14 protein-coding genes are annotated in these 17,887 nt (G+C 58.7%); 2 read left to right on the forward strand and 12 right to left on the reverse strand.

Going from position 1 to position 17,887, the window contains the following annotated elements; translation table 11 throughout:
- Positions 1-45: 45 nt before the first annotated feature.
- On the forward strand, positions 46-1,185 hold the full coding sequence (locus AC2FJC_RS15110; RefSeq protein WP_496740119.1) for an alpha-D-ribose 1-methylphosphonate 5-triphosphate diphosphatase: 1,140 nt from the start codon (positions 46-48) through the stop codon (positions 1,183-1,185).
- Here the strand turns inward: AC2FJC_RS15110 and AC2FJC_RS15115 are convergent, their stop codons facing one another.
- The 7 genes from AC2FJC_RS15115 to AC2FJC_RS15145 are packed head-to-tail and all read right to left on the reverse strand — an operon-like array spanning position 1,186 to position 7,683.
- A complete protein-coding gene (locus AC2FJC_RS15115) occupies positions 1,186-1,662 on the reverse strand; it encodes a class I SAM-dependent methyltransferase (protein WP_496740120.1) in 477 nt (158 codons plus the stop codon). It abuts the gene before it with no gap.
- 14 nt (positions 1,663-1,676) lie between these two features.
- The gene (locus AC2FJC_RS15120) at positions 1,677-2,432 is read right to left on the reverse strand and encodes a polysaccharide deacetylase family protein (protein ID WP_496740121.1); all 756 of its coding nucleotides are present in this window, start codon (positions 2,430-2,432) and stop codon (positions 1,677-1,679) included.
- On the reverse strand, positions 2,429-3,571 hold the full coding sequence (locus tag AC2FJC_RS15125) for a glycosyltransferase family protein (RefSeq protein WP_496740122.1): 1,143 nt from the start codon (positions 3,569-3,571) through the stop codon (positions 2,429-2,431). The genes AC2FJC_RS15120 and AC2FJC_RS15125 overlap by 4 nt, the downstream gene beginning before the upstream one ends.
- Positions 3,568-4,152, reverse strand: coding sequence for a histidine phosphatase family protein (locus AC2FJC_RS15130; protein WP_496740123.1), 585 nt, complete (start codon positions 4,150-4,152; stop codon positions 3,568-3,570). The genes AC2FJC_RS15125 and AC2FJC_RS15130 overlap by 4 nt, the downstream gene beginning before the upstream one ends.
- Complete coding sequence (locus AC2FJC_RS15135; RefSeq protein ID WP_496740124.1) at positions 4,149-5,225, reverse strand: glycosyltransferase family 4 protein; 1,077 nt, start codon at positions 5,223-5,225, stop codon at positions 4,149-4,151. The genes AC2FJC_RS15130 and AC2FJC_RS15135 overlap by 4 nt, the downstream gene beginning before the upstream one ends.
- A complete protein-coding gene (locus AC2FJC_RS15140) occupies positions 5,225-6,472 on the reverse strand; it encodes a glycosyltransferase family 4 protein (protein ID WP_496740125.1) in 1,248 nt (415 codons plus the stop codon). The genes AC2FJC_RS15135 and AC2FJC_RS15140 overlap by 1 nt, the downstream gene beginning before the upstream one ends.
- A complete protein-coding gene (locus AC2FJC_RS15145) occupies positions 6,469-7,683 on the reverse strand; it encodes a glycosyltransferase family protein (protein WP_496740126.1) in 1,215 nt (404 codons plus the stop codon). The genes AC2FJC_RS15140 and AC2FJC_RS15145 overlap by 4 nt, the downstream gene beginning before the upstream one ends.
- Before the next feature lie 357 nt (positions 7,684-8,040).
- Between AC2FJC_RS15145 and AC2FJC_RS15150 the strand changes: the two genes are divergently transcribed.
- Positions 8,041-10,416, forward strand: a complete 2,376-nt coding sequence (locus AC2FJC_RS15150; protein WP_496740127.1) for a mechanosensitive ion channel domain-containing protein — start codon at positions 8,041-8,043, stop codon at positions 10,414-10,416.
- 88 nt (positions 10,417-10,504) lie between these two features.
- Here the strand turns inward: AC2FJC_RS15150 and AC2FJC_RS15155 are convergent, their stop codons facing one another.
- The 5 genes from AC2FJC_RS15155 to AC2FJC_RS15175 are packed head-to-tail and all read right to left on the reverse strand — an operon-like array spanning position 10,505 to position 17,726.
- Positions 10,505-11,860: a CoA transferase gene (locus tag AC2FJC_RS15155; RefSeq protein WP_496740128.1), complete on the reverse strand. Its 1,356-nt coding sequence runs from the start codon at positions 11,858-11,860 to the stop codon at positions 10,505-10,507.
- Positions 11,857-13,011 carry an ABC transporter permease gene (locus AC2FJC_RS15160; protein ID WP_496740129.1) on the reverse strand — a complete coding sequence of 385 codons (1,155 nt, stop codon included), beginning with the start codon at positions 13,009-13,011 and terminating at the stop codon, positions 11,857-11,859. The genes AC2FJC_RS15155 and AC2FJC_RS15160 overlap by 4 nt, the downstream gene beginning before the upstream one ends.
- Positions 13,008-14,036 (reverse strand): ABC transporter permease, encoded by a 1,029-nt coding sequence (locus tag AC2FJC_RS15165; RefSeq protein ID WP_170561146.1) that lies wholly within the window; start codon positions 14,034-14,036, stop codon positions 13,008-13,010. The genes AC2FJC_RS15160 and AC2FJC_RS15165 overlap by 4 nt, the downstream gene beginning before the upstream one ends.
- Positions 14,037-14,050: 14 nt before the next feature.
- Positions 14,051-15,961 (reverse strand): ABC transporter substrate-binding protein, encoded by a 1,911-nt coding sequence (locus tag AC2FJC_RS15170; protein WP_496740130.1) that lies wholly within the window; start codon positions 15,959-15,961, stop codon positions 14,051-14,053.
- Positions 15,954-17,726, reverse strand: a complete 1,773-nt coding sequence (locus tag AC2FJC_RS15175) for an ABC transporter ATP-binding protein (protein WP_496740131.1) — start codon at positions 17,724-17,726, stop codon at positions 15,954-15,956. Before AC2FJC_RS15175 ends, AC2FJC_RS15170 begins: the two co-directional genes overlap by 8 nt.
- Positions 17,727-17,887 lie beyond the last annotated feature (161 nt).

The following is a 17,887-nucleotide window of genomic DNA, read 5'->3' on the forward strand; positions in this document are numbered from 1 at the left end:
TCCTATGCGTGGCCTTTCCAATAGCTCAAACCTTGTGAAGTTCAGATGACAGAAGAAATGATACTTGCCAATGCCACGCTTGTTCTTCCCGATGAGACGGTCGTGGGCAGCCTTCGGTTTGTGGGGGATACGATTGCTGAGGTCGCGACCGGCGCAACTGTTCCCGCTGGTGCAATTGACTGCGAAGGGGATTATGTCTGCCCCGGTCTGGTCGAACTGCACACCGATAATCTTGAGCGCCACATCCAGCCGCGGCCCAAGGTCGACTGGCCACATGCAGCCGCTATTCTGGCCCATGATGCCGAACTGGCCAGTACCGGGATCACGACCGTGTTCGACGCGATGCGGATAGGCTCGATCCCGTCCGGGCAACGCTATGTCAAATACGCGCGCGGTCTGTCGCGTGAACTGTGGCAGTTGCGGGAACAGGATGCGCTGAAGATCAGCCATTTTCTGCATTTGCGGGCCGAAGTCTGCTCGGAAACCCTGGCCGAAGAATTAAACGAATTTGGGCCCGAAGACCGTGTTGGTCTGGTCTCACTCATGGATCACACGCCCGGGCAACGACAGTTCCGCGATATGTCGAAACTGGAAGCGTATCTGAAAGGCAAACTGGGGCTTGAGGGCGATGGATTTCTGCAACACGTGGCCGACCTTAAGGCAATGCGCGACCGCTATGGTGATCTGCACGAGGTTGAGACGGTAAAAGCGGCCAAACGGTTTGGTGCTATGCTGGCCAGCCATGATGACACGACGGTTGGACAGGTGCGCGTTTCGGCCGGTCACGGGATCACCCTTGCCGAGTTCCCGACTACGGTCGAGGCTGCGCAGTCCTGTCATGATCATGGTATCAAGGTGATGATGGGCGCACCTAATGTGATCCGGGGCGGGTCGCATTCCGGCAATGTCGCTGCGCATGAACTGGCGCAGCTGGGCCATCTCGACATACTGTCCTCGGACTATGTGCCCTCCGCATTGTTGCTGTCTGCTGTGAAACTGGGCGAGATGTGGGGTGACTTCGCCCGCGGTCTGAAAACCGTGACAAAGACACCGGCAGAGGTCGTTGGGCTGGATGATCGTGGTGAGCTACGGGCGGGTGCACGTGCGGACGTCATCCGGTTCCGGATGCGCGAAAGCACCCCTGCGTTGAATGGCGTTTGGTCCCGCGGACGGCGCGTGGCCTGATCAGGCCCTGTAGAACAAGTAACGGTCCGGCGCGATGGTGTCCGGGCCGCTTATCTGTTCAAAACCAACCAAAGGTTGGCCCGAGATTAGCAGACCACCGGGCAACATCACCTGCGCAATCAGTGGGCTAAGGCGCGCCGCTTCGGCAACGTCCTCTTCCTTGACACCCCGCCCGAAATCGTAGTGACCGAAAGCGATCCTGGGTCCACCTTCTGCCAGCTTCTGCAGCATCGGCTCGGCCTCACCCTGCAAAAAATCCTCTGCTGGCGGTGTGCTGGACGGATGGCATTGCAGCACGCGGTCCATGACCCAGATCCTTCGATCCGGCAGAATTTCCCGCAGGTGATCATAAGTGCGCCCGTTTCCAAGGCCCATATCCAGCACGTCGCCCGCAGTGTCTGAGATCTGATCGACAGCCCAATTCAAACCGTCACGTTGTGCGGTCAGTCGGCGCAGCATGGAATCCAGTCGGCTCATTCAGATCTCCGTTTTCAATCGGCTTGGGAGGCAGACCAGACAAAGCCGGGCCCGTTCAGCAGCCGGTGCAGCAGGTCGTGGGTAAAGGCCCAGATGTCCTCATCATGAACCAGATGGTGGGTCAAGATGCCAAAGGGTTCGGCGTTGTCTGCGCGACCCTCGCGGCGATCTTGCAGCAGTTGAGTGGTTTTGGCGATCAACATGTCCGGGTCGGCCAGTCCGCGTGATCCGCGCCAGTCTATTGGATCCAGATGCGTGTTGATCTGGGCCAATCCAGGCGCTGCCTGCGGGCTGGACCGTGGCGTGGCGGTCGATAAGATGCGATACCCCGCTGCGGGCAATTCCTGCACCACCTCTGGCGCTATGCGGTTCCATGGCGGCACGAACATCGGGCACAATTGATCTGCAAACAGGGTGCGCAGCCGCGATATCCCCGAGCCGATATCCCCAGTGATATCGTCCATGGGCCGGTGCAGGCGGAATTCGGATTTCTTTTCATACGGTGGTGCGTGGTTCTGATGGGCCCAACCGTGCACGACCGGGATCAGGTTTGGCTGGGCAGTTACATACTCGATCAGCGTGTCTTGGACATCACGGGGGATGATGGCCAGATGAACAGGCACCCCAAGGTGGTCTGACATCGCGGTCAAGCGATCAAGCTGCGGCGTTGTGGAAACCGCATCATCGTCGCGCCACCACAAAGGCAGCGCCAGTTCTTGTTGACGCCAGAGTTCCAGCTCATCCGTCAAAACGCGCCAGTCGACACTCATCCGCGGCGCTCCAAAAGTTCTTTGGCGATTCGTACGGATTGCGCAGCGCCGTCGAACCCCTGATCTGAGACCGGACGAGGTTCCGATGAAATCACACGGCCCACGGCATGGGCCAGCAGATTTCCGTTCAAATCTTTGCTTGGGATGACATCTATGGCTGGCATTTCCGCAAGGGTGCGGGCGCGCAGGCTCTGCTCGACCTCATTGCCATCATCAAATGGAATGAACACGGCAGGGGTTCCTGCTTGCAGAATATCCAATGCTGTATTGTAGCCACACATGCTGACCGAAGCCGCCGCGTGGGGCAGCATCTGGCGAAAATCGGGCCGCACCGCTTCCAGAGTGACAGGGGGGCCCTCCACATGCTTCCGCAATTCTGCAATGCGCGCCTTTGCGTCTTGCCCGCCAACCAACAGGCGCCAGCGCCTGTTCGGCATCTTTCGGGCGGCCTCGATGGCCGCGCGAAAGATCGGTTGCCCAACCGAACCGCCGCCTGCGCTGACAAGCACTTCGCCTTTGCCGATTGCATCCTTGTGCGGTATTGGGGCCAGTGGAGCCACGAAACCCGTGTAAAACAGGCGGCCCTCCAGTTGCTCAGACACAGGCCAACTGACGTTCAACGGGACAACGCTCTGGTCCGAATGGACAAGGATGCCGTCGTAATGCTCTGCGATTATCTGCTCCGTCCGCTCTGCCTTTGAGGGTTTTGACGGCGGTGCCAGAATGTCACGGATCGATCCCAGAATTACCGGGCGCGGGCGTATGTTACGAGCGGTCTCCAGCGTGGCTGAAAATTCATCTGCCAGAGACCGGCGGCCAAACGGATAAAGCTCGGTGATCAGAACATCCGGTGCAAAGCTGCGAATTGCTTCAACCAGAGCAGTCTTGCGCGCCGCGAAATACCCCTCATCCGCAACCGTTCCGGCTTGTGTCAAAAGACGGGTGAAATCAGTGCCATCCGAGCGCAAAGGGGGCAGTCCCAGCAGTGTTATTCCGGTCGTGTCCAACTGAGGAGCGGGCATCCCGCCAGTGATCACGAAGGTATCATGCCCATCCGCGACAAAGGCCCGGCCCAGCGTCAACGCGCGACTCAGGTGCCCGGTGCCCAGCAGGTGGGTGACAACAATCATGACCTTCATTCGCGGGGCCCCTGTCGCAGCAGGCGAACCGGTTCGGGCTGAGGCTGAAAACTCTCCAGATCAATGACATAAAGGCGGTTGCGCTTGATCTTGAACGGGGCGGTGCCGTCAAAGTTCCATCCCCAGGCCGAGGCCAGAATGACGCGCATGATCCCAATGTGACACACGGCGACAGTGTCGCCCTGCAAACCGCCCAGCCAGGGTTGCAATCGCGCCCGCACGTCCGCCAGGCTTTCGCCGTTCGGCGGGCAATAGTCCCAGCCCCAATCCTCGATATGGCGATATCCGCTGTCTGCGTCTGCAATCAGGTCAACGCCGCGCTTGCCTTCCCAATCGCCCCAGTTCATCTCGGTCAGGGCTTCGGACACCATAGGCTCGCGCCCCGCGACCAATGCGGCGGTTTCGCTGGCGCGCTGCAGGGGGCTGGACCAGAGCGCTGCCTTGTTCCACGACTCGGGCAATTCATATCCGGCCAGTTCGGTGCGCGCGTCCTCGTCCAGCGGAATGTCACTGCGGCCCTGAATACGGCCAGCGCGGTTCCAATGGGTGTGGCCGTGGCGCAAAAGAGCAAGTTGGCTCATGCGGTGCCTCCGATCAAAGGCCGCGCAGCCTGCCAGAACCGTTCGGTTGCTGCGGGCATCAGGTGGCGGTTGGACACGTATTCCCGGGCTGTCGTACCAAGCGAACGGCGCAGGGCAGGGTCTCCAAGCAGCGTCTGTAGCCTGGCGGCAAGCGCTTCGGGTCCTGATTCGACCTCGGGGTAGTCGGCCGGCGCCAGAACATCGCGGACACCGGGCCTGTTCTGCGCAACAACCGGAACTCCGCTGGCTTGCGCCTCAAGGTAGATCATTCCATATGCCTCATTCACGCCGGGCCACACCAAGATGGACGCATTTGCGTATATGTTTTGCAAGGCGTCGCGATCCAGTTGCCCCAGAAGCCGCACCTTCGAGCCGAACGGCACCATAAGGTCTTCGATCTCAGCCCGCGCAGGTCCATCCCCTGCAATATCCAAAGCCCAATCCTCGTTCAAATGCGACAGGGCCTGCGCCAGCAGTTGGTACGACGCCAGTTTGTCGCCATGCCGCATCATTCCAACCGCCAGCATCGGCCCGTCACATGAGGAGGCGGGCGGCAGGCTCGAAATTGGCAAAAAGGGCGGTAATTCGACCAGACGCTGATCTTCGAATTTTTCACGCTCCAGCGTGATTAGGTCGTTGGCCGTGTGGTAAAAAATGACGTCCGCTGTGTCGCAGGCTTCATGTGCGGCTTGCGCAAAGCCGGACCATGGGCCGCGTAACCTGCTGGTCGCACGGGTACTTTCCAATTGAACATAAGGGATGCCCCGAGCGGCGCACACTTTAGGGCCCAGCAGATCGGGGGCCTTATAGTAGTTGTGATAGGTCACCCATAAATCCGTGTCGTGAGGCATATCAGCAACCAGTCGCTGAACTTCGGCATCGGCGTCAGAGCGGAGACGCTGCTGAACCGCACCATCCCCCGTTTTGTCATAGATGCGCAGACCTGAGACAAGATTGACTTCATCACCCTCCGCCCCGATCGCCCTGATAAGATTGCGTGCCATTTCCCTGTCGCCCGACGGCACCGGACTGTCCGGAGATTTCATCGGTGAGAAAAAGGCGACGCGGGCCATCAGTCTTTGCCCGCGCCCAATGCGCTGAGCCGTTTGGACAACAGGGCAATGCCGGGGTCCATGCGGAACTCGGCGATCAGGCGGGAATAGGCAGCGTTGGCCATAGATGCAGTACGCTCAGGAGCGGCGGCCAATTCGGTGATCGCGCTGGCAAGTGCGGCCGGGTTGTCGTCGGACAAAACGCCGTGTGTCCCGGTTTCTATGAATTCCGGAATGGCGGAAACCGGTGTCGACAGGATCGGCAACAGCTGCGACGCAGCCTCCATCAGAACATTTGGCAACCCGTCGCGATCTCCGTCAGCCGCGATCCGGCTGGGCAGCACGAACAGATCAGATGTGCGCATCGCCTCGATCACCTCGGGCTGGTCGCAGGCCCCCTTCCAGGTGATCCGGTCTGCGATACCTTGGGCCTCAGCCCGTTCGCGCAGCTCATCACCAAGCGCACCGCCGCCAATATGCGTCCAGTGCCAATCCAGCGAATTGGGTAGCATGGCGAACGCATCGATCAGGCGATCAAAGCCCTTCTTCTCGACCAGACGACCGACGGAGAGCATGTGAAACGGCCCATCCGGTGCCCGAGCTGCGCGGGTCGGCGGATCGGGAAAACGGCTCAGGTCCAAGCCATGATAGATCAAATCGACCCGAGCCGGATCATCGGCCAAACTTCGCAAGTGTTCGGCCCCGATGGCAGTACAGGTTGCGCCAAAAGCGGCCCCATGCGTGGTGGCCTGCAGTTTTTCGGCTTTCTCCCAGTCGGGTGACGTCCAGATGTCTTTGGCGTGTGCCGAAAAGCTCCAGGGCAGGCCGCGCATGATGGCGGCGTAGCGTGCGACCGACGACGGCGTGTGCATGAAATGCGCATACATCACCTGCGTTTCCCCAGGCAACTCGGCGGCCAGAACACAGGCCTGCCCGAAACGCCGGATGCGGTTATGTGTCGGGTCGCGCCGCAGATCAGAGCGCCAGACCTTATAAGCCTCGGTATAGCCGGGTAGGGTCTGCGCGAGGTGGCGCGCGGCCCAGACGCGATCAGGTTCTTCGTACAGGTACTCGGGCAGGTAGTGGACCTGTCCCTTAAACCGATCATGCAGCGGGTGGCGTTTGATGTCGGTCGGGTGGCGCAGGGACCAGATGTCAAAGCTGTGGCCCGCGTCCTGCAAGGCGACCAGTTCCTGTGCGATAAACGTCTCTGAAAGGCGCGGCCATCCTTTGACCAGCACCGCGAGCTTGGGTTTTCCTGACGTCATCCGGTGGCTCGTTCCCGTTCCCCACCAAGCAGCGCGTCGATGCGGCTTGTGACATAGTCCAGACCATCAAGCAGGCCGTCACGGATTGCCTGTGAAGGCAAGGGCTGATCGGGCAGATTGCGAATAGCCTCAATCATCGCGTCCGCAGTTAACCCGTCACGATTTTCGTCCAGCATTCTGACAAGTCCCAGACCTTCGGCGCGTGAGGCGCGGATCCACTGCTCCAGCCGCGGAGTCGTGCGCGGAACGATGACGGCGCGTTTGTCGAACGAGAGCACCTCGCAGAACGTATTGTAGCCGCCCATGCAGACCACACCTGCAGCGCCCGCAAACAGCGTTTCGATCTGCGATTCAAAGCCAACGGCCGTGACCCGACCATTCAGCGCAGCAACGCGGGTTTCGAAATCTTCGCGCAGCTCGCCCGACAGGAAGGGGCCGTAGACAAGGACAGCGCGCGGTGACAGGTTGGGGTCTTTTTCATAGGCGCACAAAACCTGGTTCACCATGGCTTTGCCGTCGCCGCCGCCACCGGGCGTAATCAGGATGTAGGGTTGTTCCGGCGGATCGCCTATCGGCCCAAGATCGCGGCGCAAATAACCAGTCCAATGGATACGCGACTGCGCGGCAGGGCTGAGCGGCAGGCCCTCGGTCGGATCATAGATCGAGCGCAGCCCGTAAACCCAAATTTCGTCGTAGAACCTTTCGGTCGCTGCAATTGCTTCTTTCCGCTCCCACTCGGCGGCCAGCACTTCGGGTTCATCCAGAACATCCCGCAGGCCCAGGACCATTTTGGTGCGGCGGTACCGCAGTAAATTTTCCAGGGTGGGCAACAGCTCGCTGCGGAAACCGGTTGGTTCCTTGTCGACGATAAGAACGTCGGGATCGAATTGCTGAACCGCCGTCTGGATCAGACCCGCCCGCAACTCGGTCACTTCCTCGATGCCCATACCAATCGTTTGGGATGCATAAGATCCGTCGGCACGTTTGGTCACGCCCGGCAAACGCACGTGGTCGACGCGGCGCGGAAAGGTGAACCGCCCGGCCACGGGTGATCCGGTCAGGATCAGCGCCGATGCCGATGGGTCAGCCTGCGTCATCGCACCAGCCAGTGCACGGGATCGGCGCAGGTGACCCAACCCGAACGTATCGTGGCTGTAGAACAAGATGCGCGGCGCACGGCCGGTTGTATCGTTTTGACTTCCTAGGCTCATGCCTTTGCCCAATTCAGTGTTCTGGTGCAACTCCGCGCGCTTGCACCCGTATCGTATATATTTTTTTCAGCCTCGTGCAAAATCACTGATCTCACCAGTCGTTACCGGCTTGTATCGATTTTAGCTGTGGGTTTCGCATCTGCGCCCTGTTCTACATCAAATTTTCTGTCCATCGGTCATGATGGTAGTGTCTGGTTGGTCATATTCAGTTTTTTCCGGGTTGCAAACACTTCTGTTCATAGCATGGTGCGGGGAACACGGCCTGACACGATGTTGAGGCTGCGGAGGTTGAACATTTGAACCCGCCATCGGGCTTCGATAACCTGTGTTACGAATGGCGAACTGGAAAAATATCCGATGACACGAACATTGCTGGCTGGATTAACGTTTGTAATCTGGTCCCTTACTCTGGCGCTGGTCACCGGTGCAGTTGCGCAGACCTCTCTGATCCCGGGGTATCCCTCAGCCGGGGGCAGCAGCTCGGAAACAGCCAGCGAAAGCGATCTGGCTACGGCGATACGTTCCGCGACCGAAGCCGGTGCCAGTGTGATCGTCATCGACAGCGCCGGGCAAATCGTGTCCTCCGGCACGCAAAATAGTACAACCCCCGAAGCTGCACCCGGGGATCCGATGGGCGACGGTTCGCAGCTTATGAAAGCACAGGAGCGGTTTTCGAGGTTTCGCGACTCGATGAATTCACGGCTTCAGGCGCTGCCTTATTCGATCTTCGAGGTGCAATACATCCTGCGTCAGACCAGCCCGGATGGTCGAATACAGACCTATGTCGAGGTCCTGTTCTGGAACGTCCTCTTCCTTTTGATCGGACGATGGTTGTCGATTGAAATCTACGGCAAGCGTATCGCAAAGCGAATCGTCGTCGCGCGATCCAAGGAAGATCCGCAAGGCTATCGCGAGAAGATGCCGTTTTTGGTGTTCCGGTTCCTTATGGGAATAGGCGCCACGATCTTTGCCATGGTGATGGCTCTTATCGTTGGTTTCGTATTTTTTGGCGAGGCTGAGGACATCTCGATCCAGTTCACGGTCACAGCAATTTTCACCGCCTTCTTCCTGTCGCGTACGGTGTCTGATCTTTGGCGTATGGTTCTATCTCCGTATCTGAGCCAATACCGCCTGCCGCCTTTCTCGGATCGTGACGCCAAACGCCTGTACATTTGGGCGTCGGCGCTGGCGACCTATGACATTACCGTGGTGCTTTTTGCCACTTGGGTAGCTGATTTTGGGCTGAACTATAACGTCTACGCCTTGGTCTATGGCGGTCTGACCATGTTTGGTGCGATCGGCAATGTCCTGATGATCCTGTTCAATGCCCGCGCCATTTCGAACGCCATTCGCGGCGGGCGGTCACCGGATCAGGTGTCGTGGATTCTGCGCCTAATCTCGTTTGCATGGGCGCCGGTGCTGATCCTGTACATGGTGTTCAGCTGGTTCAAACTGGCGGTCGACCTGGTGCTGGAAAATCAAAACTCGATCCCGATTGTGGCTAGCAGCTATGCCATCTTCATGTCGGTCGTGGTTGCCTATGGGGCCATGAACTACCTTCTGGAACGGTATTTCAATCGCAACAGCCAGCTGGACGCAATGAATGCCGATGCTGATGAGGCGGATGCCGAGGTTGAAGTGATCGAAACGCCGCAGGCCGAGATGCGCAAGCACTCGATCCTGACCTACGAAGATCTGGCGCGGCGGGTTGCCGGTATTCTGGCTTTTGTTGTCGGTCTGTATGCGTTGGTTGTCATCTGGAATCCGGATGCCAGCTGGAGCGAGGACCTGCCGATCGAGCGGGCGCTGGACGTGATGGTGATCCTCTTCATGGGTTACATCCTGTTCCATTTCTTCCGCATCTGGATCGACTCGAAGATCGCGCAGGAAATCGACGACGGCGGTGGTGAGGCTGAGCTGGGCGATGAAGGCGGAGAAGGTGGGCAAAGCCGCCTTGCAACATTGTTGCCCTTGTTCCGCGGGGCCATTCTGGCCGTAGTTGTTGTGACCATAGCGCTGATTGCCCTGATGGAATTGGGTATCAATGTCAGTCCGCTATTCGCGGGTGCTGGTGTCGTGGGCCTGGCCGTGGGCTTTGGGTCGCAGACATTGGTCCGCGATATCTTTTCGGGGGCGTTCTTCCTGATGGATGACGCGTTCCGCAAGGGTGAATACATCGACATCGGCGACGTGAAGGGGACTGTCGAAAAGATCTCGGTTCGGTCGTTCCAACTGCGTCACCATCTGGGCGCGCTGAACACCATCCCCTTTGGTGAGATCAAGGTTCTGACCAACTATTCACGCGACTGGGTGATCATGAAACTGCCGTTACGGGTGACGTATGACACCGATGTCGAGAAGGTGCGCAAGCTGATCAAGAAGTTGGGTCAAGAGTTGTTGAGCGACCCGGTGATCGGCGACAACTTTATCCAACCGCTGAAGTCGCAGGGCGTGATCGAAATGCAAGACTCTGCGATGATCATTCGGGTCAAGTTCATGACCAAACCGGGCGATCAATGGCTTGTGCGCAAGAAAGTCTATCAGGACATCCGGGAATTGTTCGCCCGCGAAGGCATCAAGTTCGCGCACCGTGAAGTCACGGTACGGTTGGCCGAGGGCAAGGAGTCGGAAGATCTGACGCCGAAGCAGCGAGAGGCTGTCACTGGTGCTGTGCAGGCTGCGATTGACGAGGACTATTTGGACGATATCGGCCCGGGTGGTGATGATCGCTGAGGGGGTCTCCCGCCCCTTTGGGTAACGTCTCTGGCGAGACGTGACCCAAAGCGTTAGGCCGGGCCGCGCGTACCGCGCGGCGGTTGGCTCAGGTGATGGCCGTGGCCCAGACCGGAGCCGACGTGCCTAGTTTAGGTGCAGGCTTGTCCCAGAACATCTTGGCCTCGCCAACGGTCAGAGCAGGTTTCAGGCGGTGACCGGCGCCCCAGCCAGATTCTTCGAGAGCTTGGCTGTAGTCTGACGGACTGGCACCGGTGATGACCTCTTTCGTGTCGGACTTGCCGAGAATGGCCAACAACTCGGCCGTGCGCGCGAGAGAGAGCTGGCCCAGCATGATCGCATTCCCCGAGGCGGCCTCAGCCAAGGCGGATAGCACAGCGGCGGCCATCAGATAGCCGGTTGCATGATCCAGCGCCTGAACCGGCAACGGAGTTGGTTTGTCCGCATTCGCCCAGTCACGGCCTGCATCCGCTATACCCGCGCTCATCTGAACGAGGCTGTCGAACCCGCGCCGCCCGGCCCATGGGCCTTGCCAGCCATAAGCGTCCAATGTGACTTCGACCCGGTTTGGGGCCAATTCATCGCGCTTGGCCCTGGTCAGGCCGAGCGCATCAAAAGCACCGGGGCGATACCCGTGGACGAACACATCGGCCTGTGACAGCAACTCTTGCAGCTTTTCCAAACCTGAGGGCGATTTCAGATCGAGGTAAGTGCAGGATTTACCCAAAGAGATGTCGGGTATGACACCGGGCTCGTCCCAACAGGGTGGGTCGACACGCAGAACGTCAGCGCCAAAACCGGCGAGGGTTCGCGTTGAGACGGGCCCAGCCAGCACGCGTGTCAGGTCGAGGACGCGCAACCCTGCCAAAGGGCGCTCAGCCGTGGCCTCGGATCGATCTCGCAGTTTGATCTGTCGCGGGCTGTGCCAACCGATCAGTGGATCGCGGGACACGGCCCGACCTTGCGGATGCTCTAACCACACTGCTCGGCTGCGCATGGCTGCGGAAACGCCACCCTGGGCCACGATTGCCGATTCCAGCTCGCTGGCGGACCATCGCCGGACCGCCTGAGAGACCGCGTCCCGATCTGCTTTGACTTCAAGAACATTTAGTGCCGCCGCCCGGTGGCGGGGCAGGTTGGTGTGCAGCCTGATCCAACCATCCGCAGTTTGGTAATCCCCCGCGACCGCATCCCAGAGACTAGGCATCTCCCAACCATTGGGCTTGAAGGAATATTGATACCAAAGCGAGGCCAGCCGGTGATCCACAGACACATCCGGCGCACTGGGCGACAGGTTCAGCGCCGTCATCAGACGAGCCAGTTCCTGAGCCACCGCGCCAAAGGTTGCCGTCGCCAGTTCAGATACCGCGTAGACGCTGGACCAAGCCCCGGTGCCCGTTTTGCGGTATCCGTCGGTTGCAGGAAGGGCTGAAATCAAGCTCATTGCTGGTACGGATCCAGACTGTCACGCAGCCCGTCACCCAAGAAATTGAAGGCCAGCACAATAACAATGATCGGCAACATCGGGATTGCCGTCCAGGGGTAGATCTCGATCGAGGCCAGGTTCTGCGCGTCGTTCAGCATTACACCCCAGCTGACGGCGGGGGCCCGCAGGCCAAGGCCCAGGAAGCTGAGCGCGGTTTCCCCGAGGATCATGGCCGGTATCGACAATGTGGCCGAGGCGATCAGGTGAGACATGAAGTTCGGCAGCAGATGCTTGCGGATCACACGGCCAGAGCTTGCGCCCATCATCTCGGCGGCGCGGACGTATTCTTCTTCCCTGAGGGACAAGAATTTCGCGCGTACCGAACGGGCGAGGCCGGGCCAATCGAGAATCCCGAGGATGATCGAGATGATGAAGAAAACAGCAACCGGGCTCCAATTTGAGGGCACCGCCGCCGATAGGGCAAGCCAGAGCGGCAGTTCAGGTAGCGAGCGCAAGACCTCGATCACGCGGTTGATGACCCAATCGATCTTGCCGCCGAAATACCCGGCGATTGATCCAAAAAAGATGCCAAGGGTGAACGATACCGAAATCCCGATCAGGCCGACAGTCAGCGACAGCTGCGCGCCATATAGAATGCGGCTGAACACATCGCGGCCCAAACGATCGGATCCCCAAAGGAACAGCGTTGCGCCCTCTGGCGCGCAGAACAGGTGGGTGTCTGATTTTACAAGCCCGGCAAGCCTGTACTCGGTCCCCTCGCAGAAAAAGCGGATCGGGCGAGGGTCTTCCGTGTCGGGCACAAATTTCCATTGAAAGGTCTCAAGATCAGCTTCGGCCACGATCGGATAGACATACGGGCCAATGAAGGAGCCATTGTGGAACCAATTGATGCTTTGCGGCGGGGCGTAAAGGTGTTCGCCGTTTCGTTCATTCGGGCCATAGGGGGCGATGAATCCAGCGAAGGGCAGCATCAGGTAGCAGAACAGTAGGAAAACGCCTGAAATCAGGCCCAGCTTATGGGTTTTGAACTTGCGCCAGACCAGAACCCAGTTGGGTGCGTCCAGATCTGCGCGCTCTAACTGTTGCAGGGCGGCATCTGCGTCGAAAGGTGCATCGTCGACAAAGCGACCGTCGGTGTGCTTGGTCACGCTTCACGCCCCTCGTACCGAATGCGCGGGTCCAGCATGACCAGCAAGATATCAGAGATCATGGTGCCGATCAGGGTCAGCAAGGCCACGAACATCAGAATGAAGGCAGACAGAAATTGGTCCTGTGTCTTGAGTGCGGTCAGCAAGGTCGGGCCGATGGTTTGCAGACCAAGCACGACTGAGACCAGTACCGACCCGGATACCATCGACGGCAGCAAGTTCCCGATATCTGCAACAAATGGGTTGAACGCCACGCGCAGCGGGTACTTTGTCAGCATTCGCGATGGTGCCATACCCTTGGCAATGGCCGTTTCCACATAAGGTTTGCCCAGTTCATCCAGCATGTTCGCACGCAGGCGCTGCATCATGGCAGAGGCGCCAGATGTGCCAATGACGAAAGTCGGCACGATCAGGTGGACAAGAATGGACTTCAGCTTTTCCCAGCTCATGGGCTGGCCTTCGAACGATGGGTCCATCAGGCCGCCGATGGGCAGGTTGAAGTAGCGGTGGCCGTAGTAGAACAGGATTAACGCCAGCAGAAAATTGGGCGTCGCCAGACCAAGATAACCGACAAAGGCCGACGTATAGTCGATCCAGGTGCGCGATTTTGCTGCGGCGAGGACACCCAGCGGCAGGGCAACGGCGTAAACAAACAGGATAGCGGCCAGATTGACCACAACCGTCAGCCACAAAGTATCACCAACAATTTCAGCCACGGGGCGGTCGAATTCAAAGGACCAGCCGTAGTTGCCTTGCAGCAGGCCTTCGAACCCGTGCGGACCGGGCCAGAACCCCATCCAGATCAGGTATTGCTCCCATACGGGGCGATCCAGAGCGTACTCCGCGCGCAGGAACTCGGCCTTGGCCACCCCGGCGGACTGGCCGGATGCCTGCAATTCCGCGATCTGATTGCTCAGATAATCGCCGGGTGGAAGGTTGATGATCACGAAGATCAGAACCGACACCACCAGCAAAGTCAGCAGCATCGTGAAAAAGCGATACACCGCATAGCGCAGCATTACCATTTAGCTGCTCCTGATTAGTCGGCGAAAAAGAATTCGTCGGGGCGGTGAATGCCAAAATGTGCGCCGGGCTCCCATGCCCACATGCCTTGCTCGGGCACGTTGCGCAGACGGTTGGACACTACGATAGGCTGCGGTGCGCCGTTCAGAATTCCGATGGCGAAAAGCTGGTCAGCGTGGATTTTCAACATCTCGGTCCAGACTGCCTTGCGCTCTTCATCGGTGGTGGCAACCTCCCAATCATGTGCCAGTTGCATCAGACGCTCGGCTTCGGGCATGTCAGGCGCTTCACCAACATCGCCGCCGGTCTGGTAAAATTGTCCCCATTTGGGCCAGGCCAGAAACACCTGATCCGTGGGGGCCAAATAAGCAGGGGATGTGTGCGCCTGCGGTATACCGTCATCCCAGCCGAACCAAACTGAGGCCATGGTGTTGCCTGAAAATACGCGGTTGCGCAGAATGTCCCGGTCCAGTGGGCGCATGATCAGGTCCACACCGATTTCACGCCATGTATCGGTGACGATCTGAAGCGCGTTCTCAACTTCTTGCCTTTCACCGGCGGTTTCGATGATCAGTTCCATCGGGCGGCCATCCGGCAGCAGGCGAATGCCGTTTTTATTGCGCTCGGCCAAGCCAGCCTCGTCCAGAAGGGCATTGGCCATCTCAACGTCGTACTGCGCCCAGGCTTTTGCGTTTTCCTCGTCATAGAACGGAGATGCGGGCAAAACGGACATCGCACCGGGATGGGCCAGCTTGAAATAGAGCGCTTGATTGATGGTTTTGCGGTCGATGGCCAGGGACAGCGCCCGCCGAACACGAACATCGCGCAGAACGTCGCGCCAGATCTCATCCGAGTAATTCAGGTTCGGATAGATCGCGATTTGCGATGCGACACCGGTTTTCCACAACAAGGTTTTGTAGTCTCCGCCGGCTTCGCCCTTTTTCAGGATAGATGCATCGCGAAACGCCAGACCGCGCCCCTGCAGATCAGTCTCGCCAGCGTTGGTCTTGGCCGCGACCAAGCCAGCGGCGACGATTTCCATCTCGACAACGTCGATATAGGGCAACTGAACGCCGTTGGAATCGATGCGGTGATAATATGGGTTGCGAACGAAATTGTGGCGGATCTTCTTGCCCGAACTTGCATTCAGCCAAGGCTGCAGCGTCGGGAGTTCGTGGTTGTCGAACTTGTAGAGGTTGTCCAGCTTGTTGTGCAGCGCCGCCCAGCTTTTGACCCGTGCGTCTTCGACCTGAAAGGCGAGGTCTTCAGCATCTGCGAACTTCTCGTGATACTGTTTGAGGAATTCAGACGGTCGGTAAATGAATGGCGGGCGCGCTTGGGCCAGCGATTGCAGGAAATCAGGATTTGGGTCTTCCCACTCAAAGACAATAGTCGTCTCGTCCGGGAAGGTCACGGTTGGCGTTTTGCCTTCAACAATCAGGAAATCCGGTGGGCCAGATGGGCTGAGCAACTCGTTGTTAGCGACATCCTCCCACCAATACCGGAAGTCTTCCGAGGTAAAGGGTGACCCATCGGACCACTTGTGCCCGTCACGCAGATGCAGTGTGAACTTTCGATTACCTTCGTTTTCATAGGACTCCAGCAGATCAGGGACGATTTCGTAGTTTTCGTCAAACCCAACCAGTCGCGCATACCCGTAGACGACCATCTGGCGGATGTCTTTTGAGCGGGTCACCATGGTGCGCAGGGTACCACCTGGGGCACCAAACTTGCGGCCTTTCGCGGCCAGATCCACGATCAGAGGTTCGGTTGGCAGGCGCTCTGCGACCGGCGGCAAGTTCCCGGCGCTGACCTCGGCTTTCCAGAATTCGCTTTCCTGAAGGGTCGGTGTTCCTGCCGTGGCGGGCAGGACCAAAGTGGCGGCCAACGTGGCAGCCAGAATAAGCGGGCGAGTGGTTTTAAACATGGCATCGTACCTTATGGCCGGGCTCCATCTCTACCAGTGAAGGTATCACGGAGTCCGTAAATCGGAAGGTGTCATCCCAACTGTCTGGTGAACCTGCGCCCAACGCAACCAGTTTCAGGTCGATGGGCCGGTTGATGTCGGGTTCTGGTTGGGCGGCAATCAGCGCCTTGGTGTAAGGGTGTCGGGGGTTATAAAACAGTGTCTCGGGCGGGGCCTGTTCGACGACAAGACCCCGGCGCATCACGGCCACTTCGTCGGCAATGCGCGCCACAACCGCAAGGTCGTGCGAGATGAACAGGTAGGACAGGTTCAACCGGTCCTGCAGGTTTTCCAGCAAGGTCAGGATCTGTTCCTGAACCGATACATCCAGTGCCGATGTCGGTTCGTCACAGACAATCAGCTGCGGGTCCAGCATCATCGCCCGCGCAATCGACAGGCGTTGCCGCTGTCCGCCGGAAAAGGCATGGGGATAGCGTTTGAGCATATCACCATTCAGTCCGACGCGCTGCAGCATCTCGACCGCTTTGTCCCGCTGTTCGGCGGTCGAACCAATGGAGTGGATTTCCAATGGTTCGGTCAGAGCGTCCTGAATGCGCATCCGTGGGCTGAGAGAGCTGTACGGATCCTGAAACACCATCTGCGCCTTGCGTTGAAAGGCCGTGCGCTGAGAGCGGTTCATGTGGTGCACGGTGATCGGGTCTTCGCCTGGCGAGGTGCGAAACAGAACCTCGCCACCCGGATCGGGCAGTTCCGCGCCAAGGGCGATCCGCGCGGCCGTTGTTTTGCCCGAGCCACTTTCGCCGACGATTGCCAGTGTTTTGCCGCGGGCTAATTTCAGATCCACACCTCGGCAGGCATGGATCAGCTTGTCCCCCTGCCAGCCCCTGCTGGACCGCATAGTGTAGGTCTTGGACACCCCCTTCATCTGTAGAATGAGGTCATCATCCGGCATAGGCAGCCCGACCGAGTCTTCGTCGGGAATTGCAGGGGCCGCGTTGAACAATTGTTGTGTGTAGGGGTGCGCCGGGGCGCTTAGGATCGGGGCGGCTGCCCCTGCCTCCATCACGCGACCCTTGTGCATGACAACGACCTGTTCTGCCATATTGGCAACCACACCAAGATCGTGCGTCACAAGGATCAGAGCCATTCCTGTCTCGCGCTGTAGTTCTTTGATCAGACCAAGCACTTGCGCTTGTGTCGTTACGTCCAGCGCGGTCGTCGGCTCATCCGCGATCAGCAGTTCCGGCTTGGAAACCATGGCCATCGCAATCATGGCGCGCTGGCGCATGCCGCCCGACAACTCGAACGGGTAAGAATCATAGGCGCGCTGCGGATCAGGAAAGCCCACGCGTTCGAATTGGGTCAGGACCTCTTTGCGGGCTTGCGCCTCGGACGCGCTCCGATGCAGCCACAAGACCTCGCTGACCTGATTGCCGATTTTGTGCAACGGGGATAGCGATCGCATCGGTTCCTGAAAAATCATCGAAACCCGATTGCCGCGAATTTCACGCATCTGTCGCTCGCTGATCTTGGTCAGATCCTCGAAGCCTTTCGAATCGTTCAGGGTTATCGTGCCACTGCGGATTTGCGCGGCACGTGGTAAAATACGCAAGGCCGCCCGGCACGAGATGGTTTTTCCCGATCCGGATTCACCGACCAGAGCCAATGTCTGCCCAGCCTCGACATCAAAGTTGACACCTTTGACAACTGAGTCGCCCGCACCAAAACCGATGCTGAGGTCTCTGACGGACAACAACGCAGTCATGCGGGTTTTCCACCCGTTCGTCCGTGGTTCGACATCGGCGTATTCAACTCCCTGTGTTTTTTGACTTAGTCTCGCGCGGTTGTGCCTGTGTAGTCAAACCCGTTCTTGGGCCGAATTGTCGCGAAAATGTGAAACTTAGGCCAATTTACCTACACAAATCC

This window comes from Ruegeria sp. CDSB117, assembly GCF_059611005.1.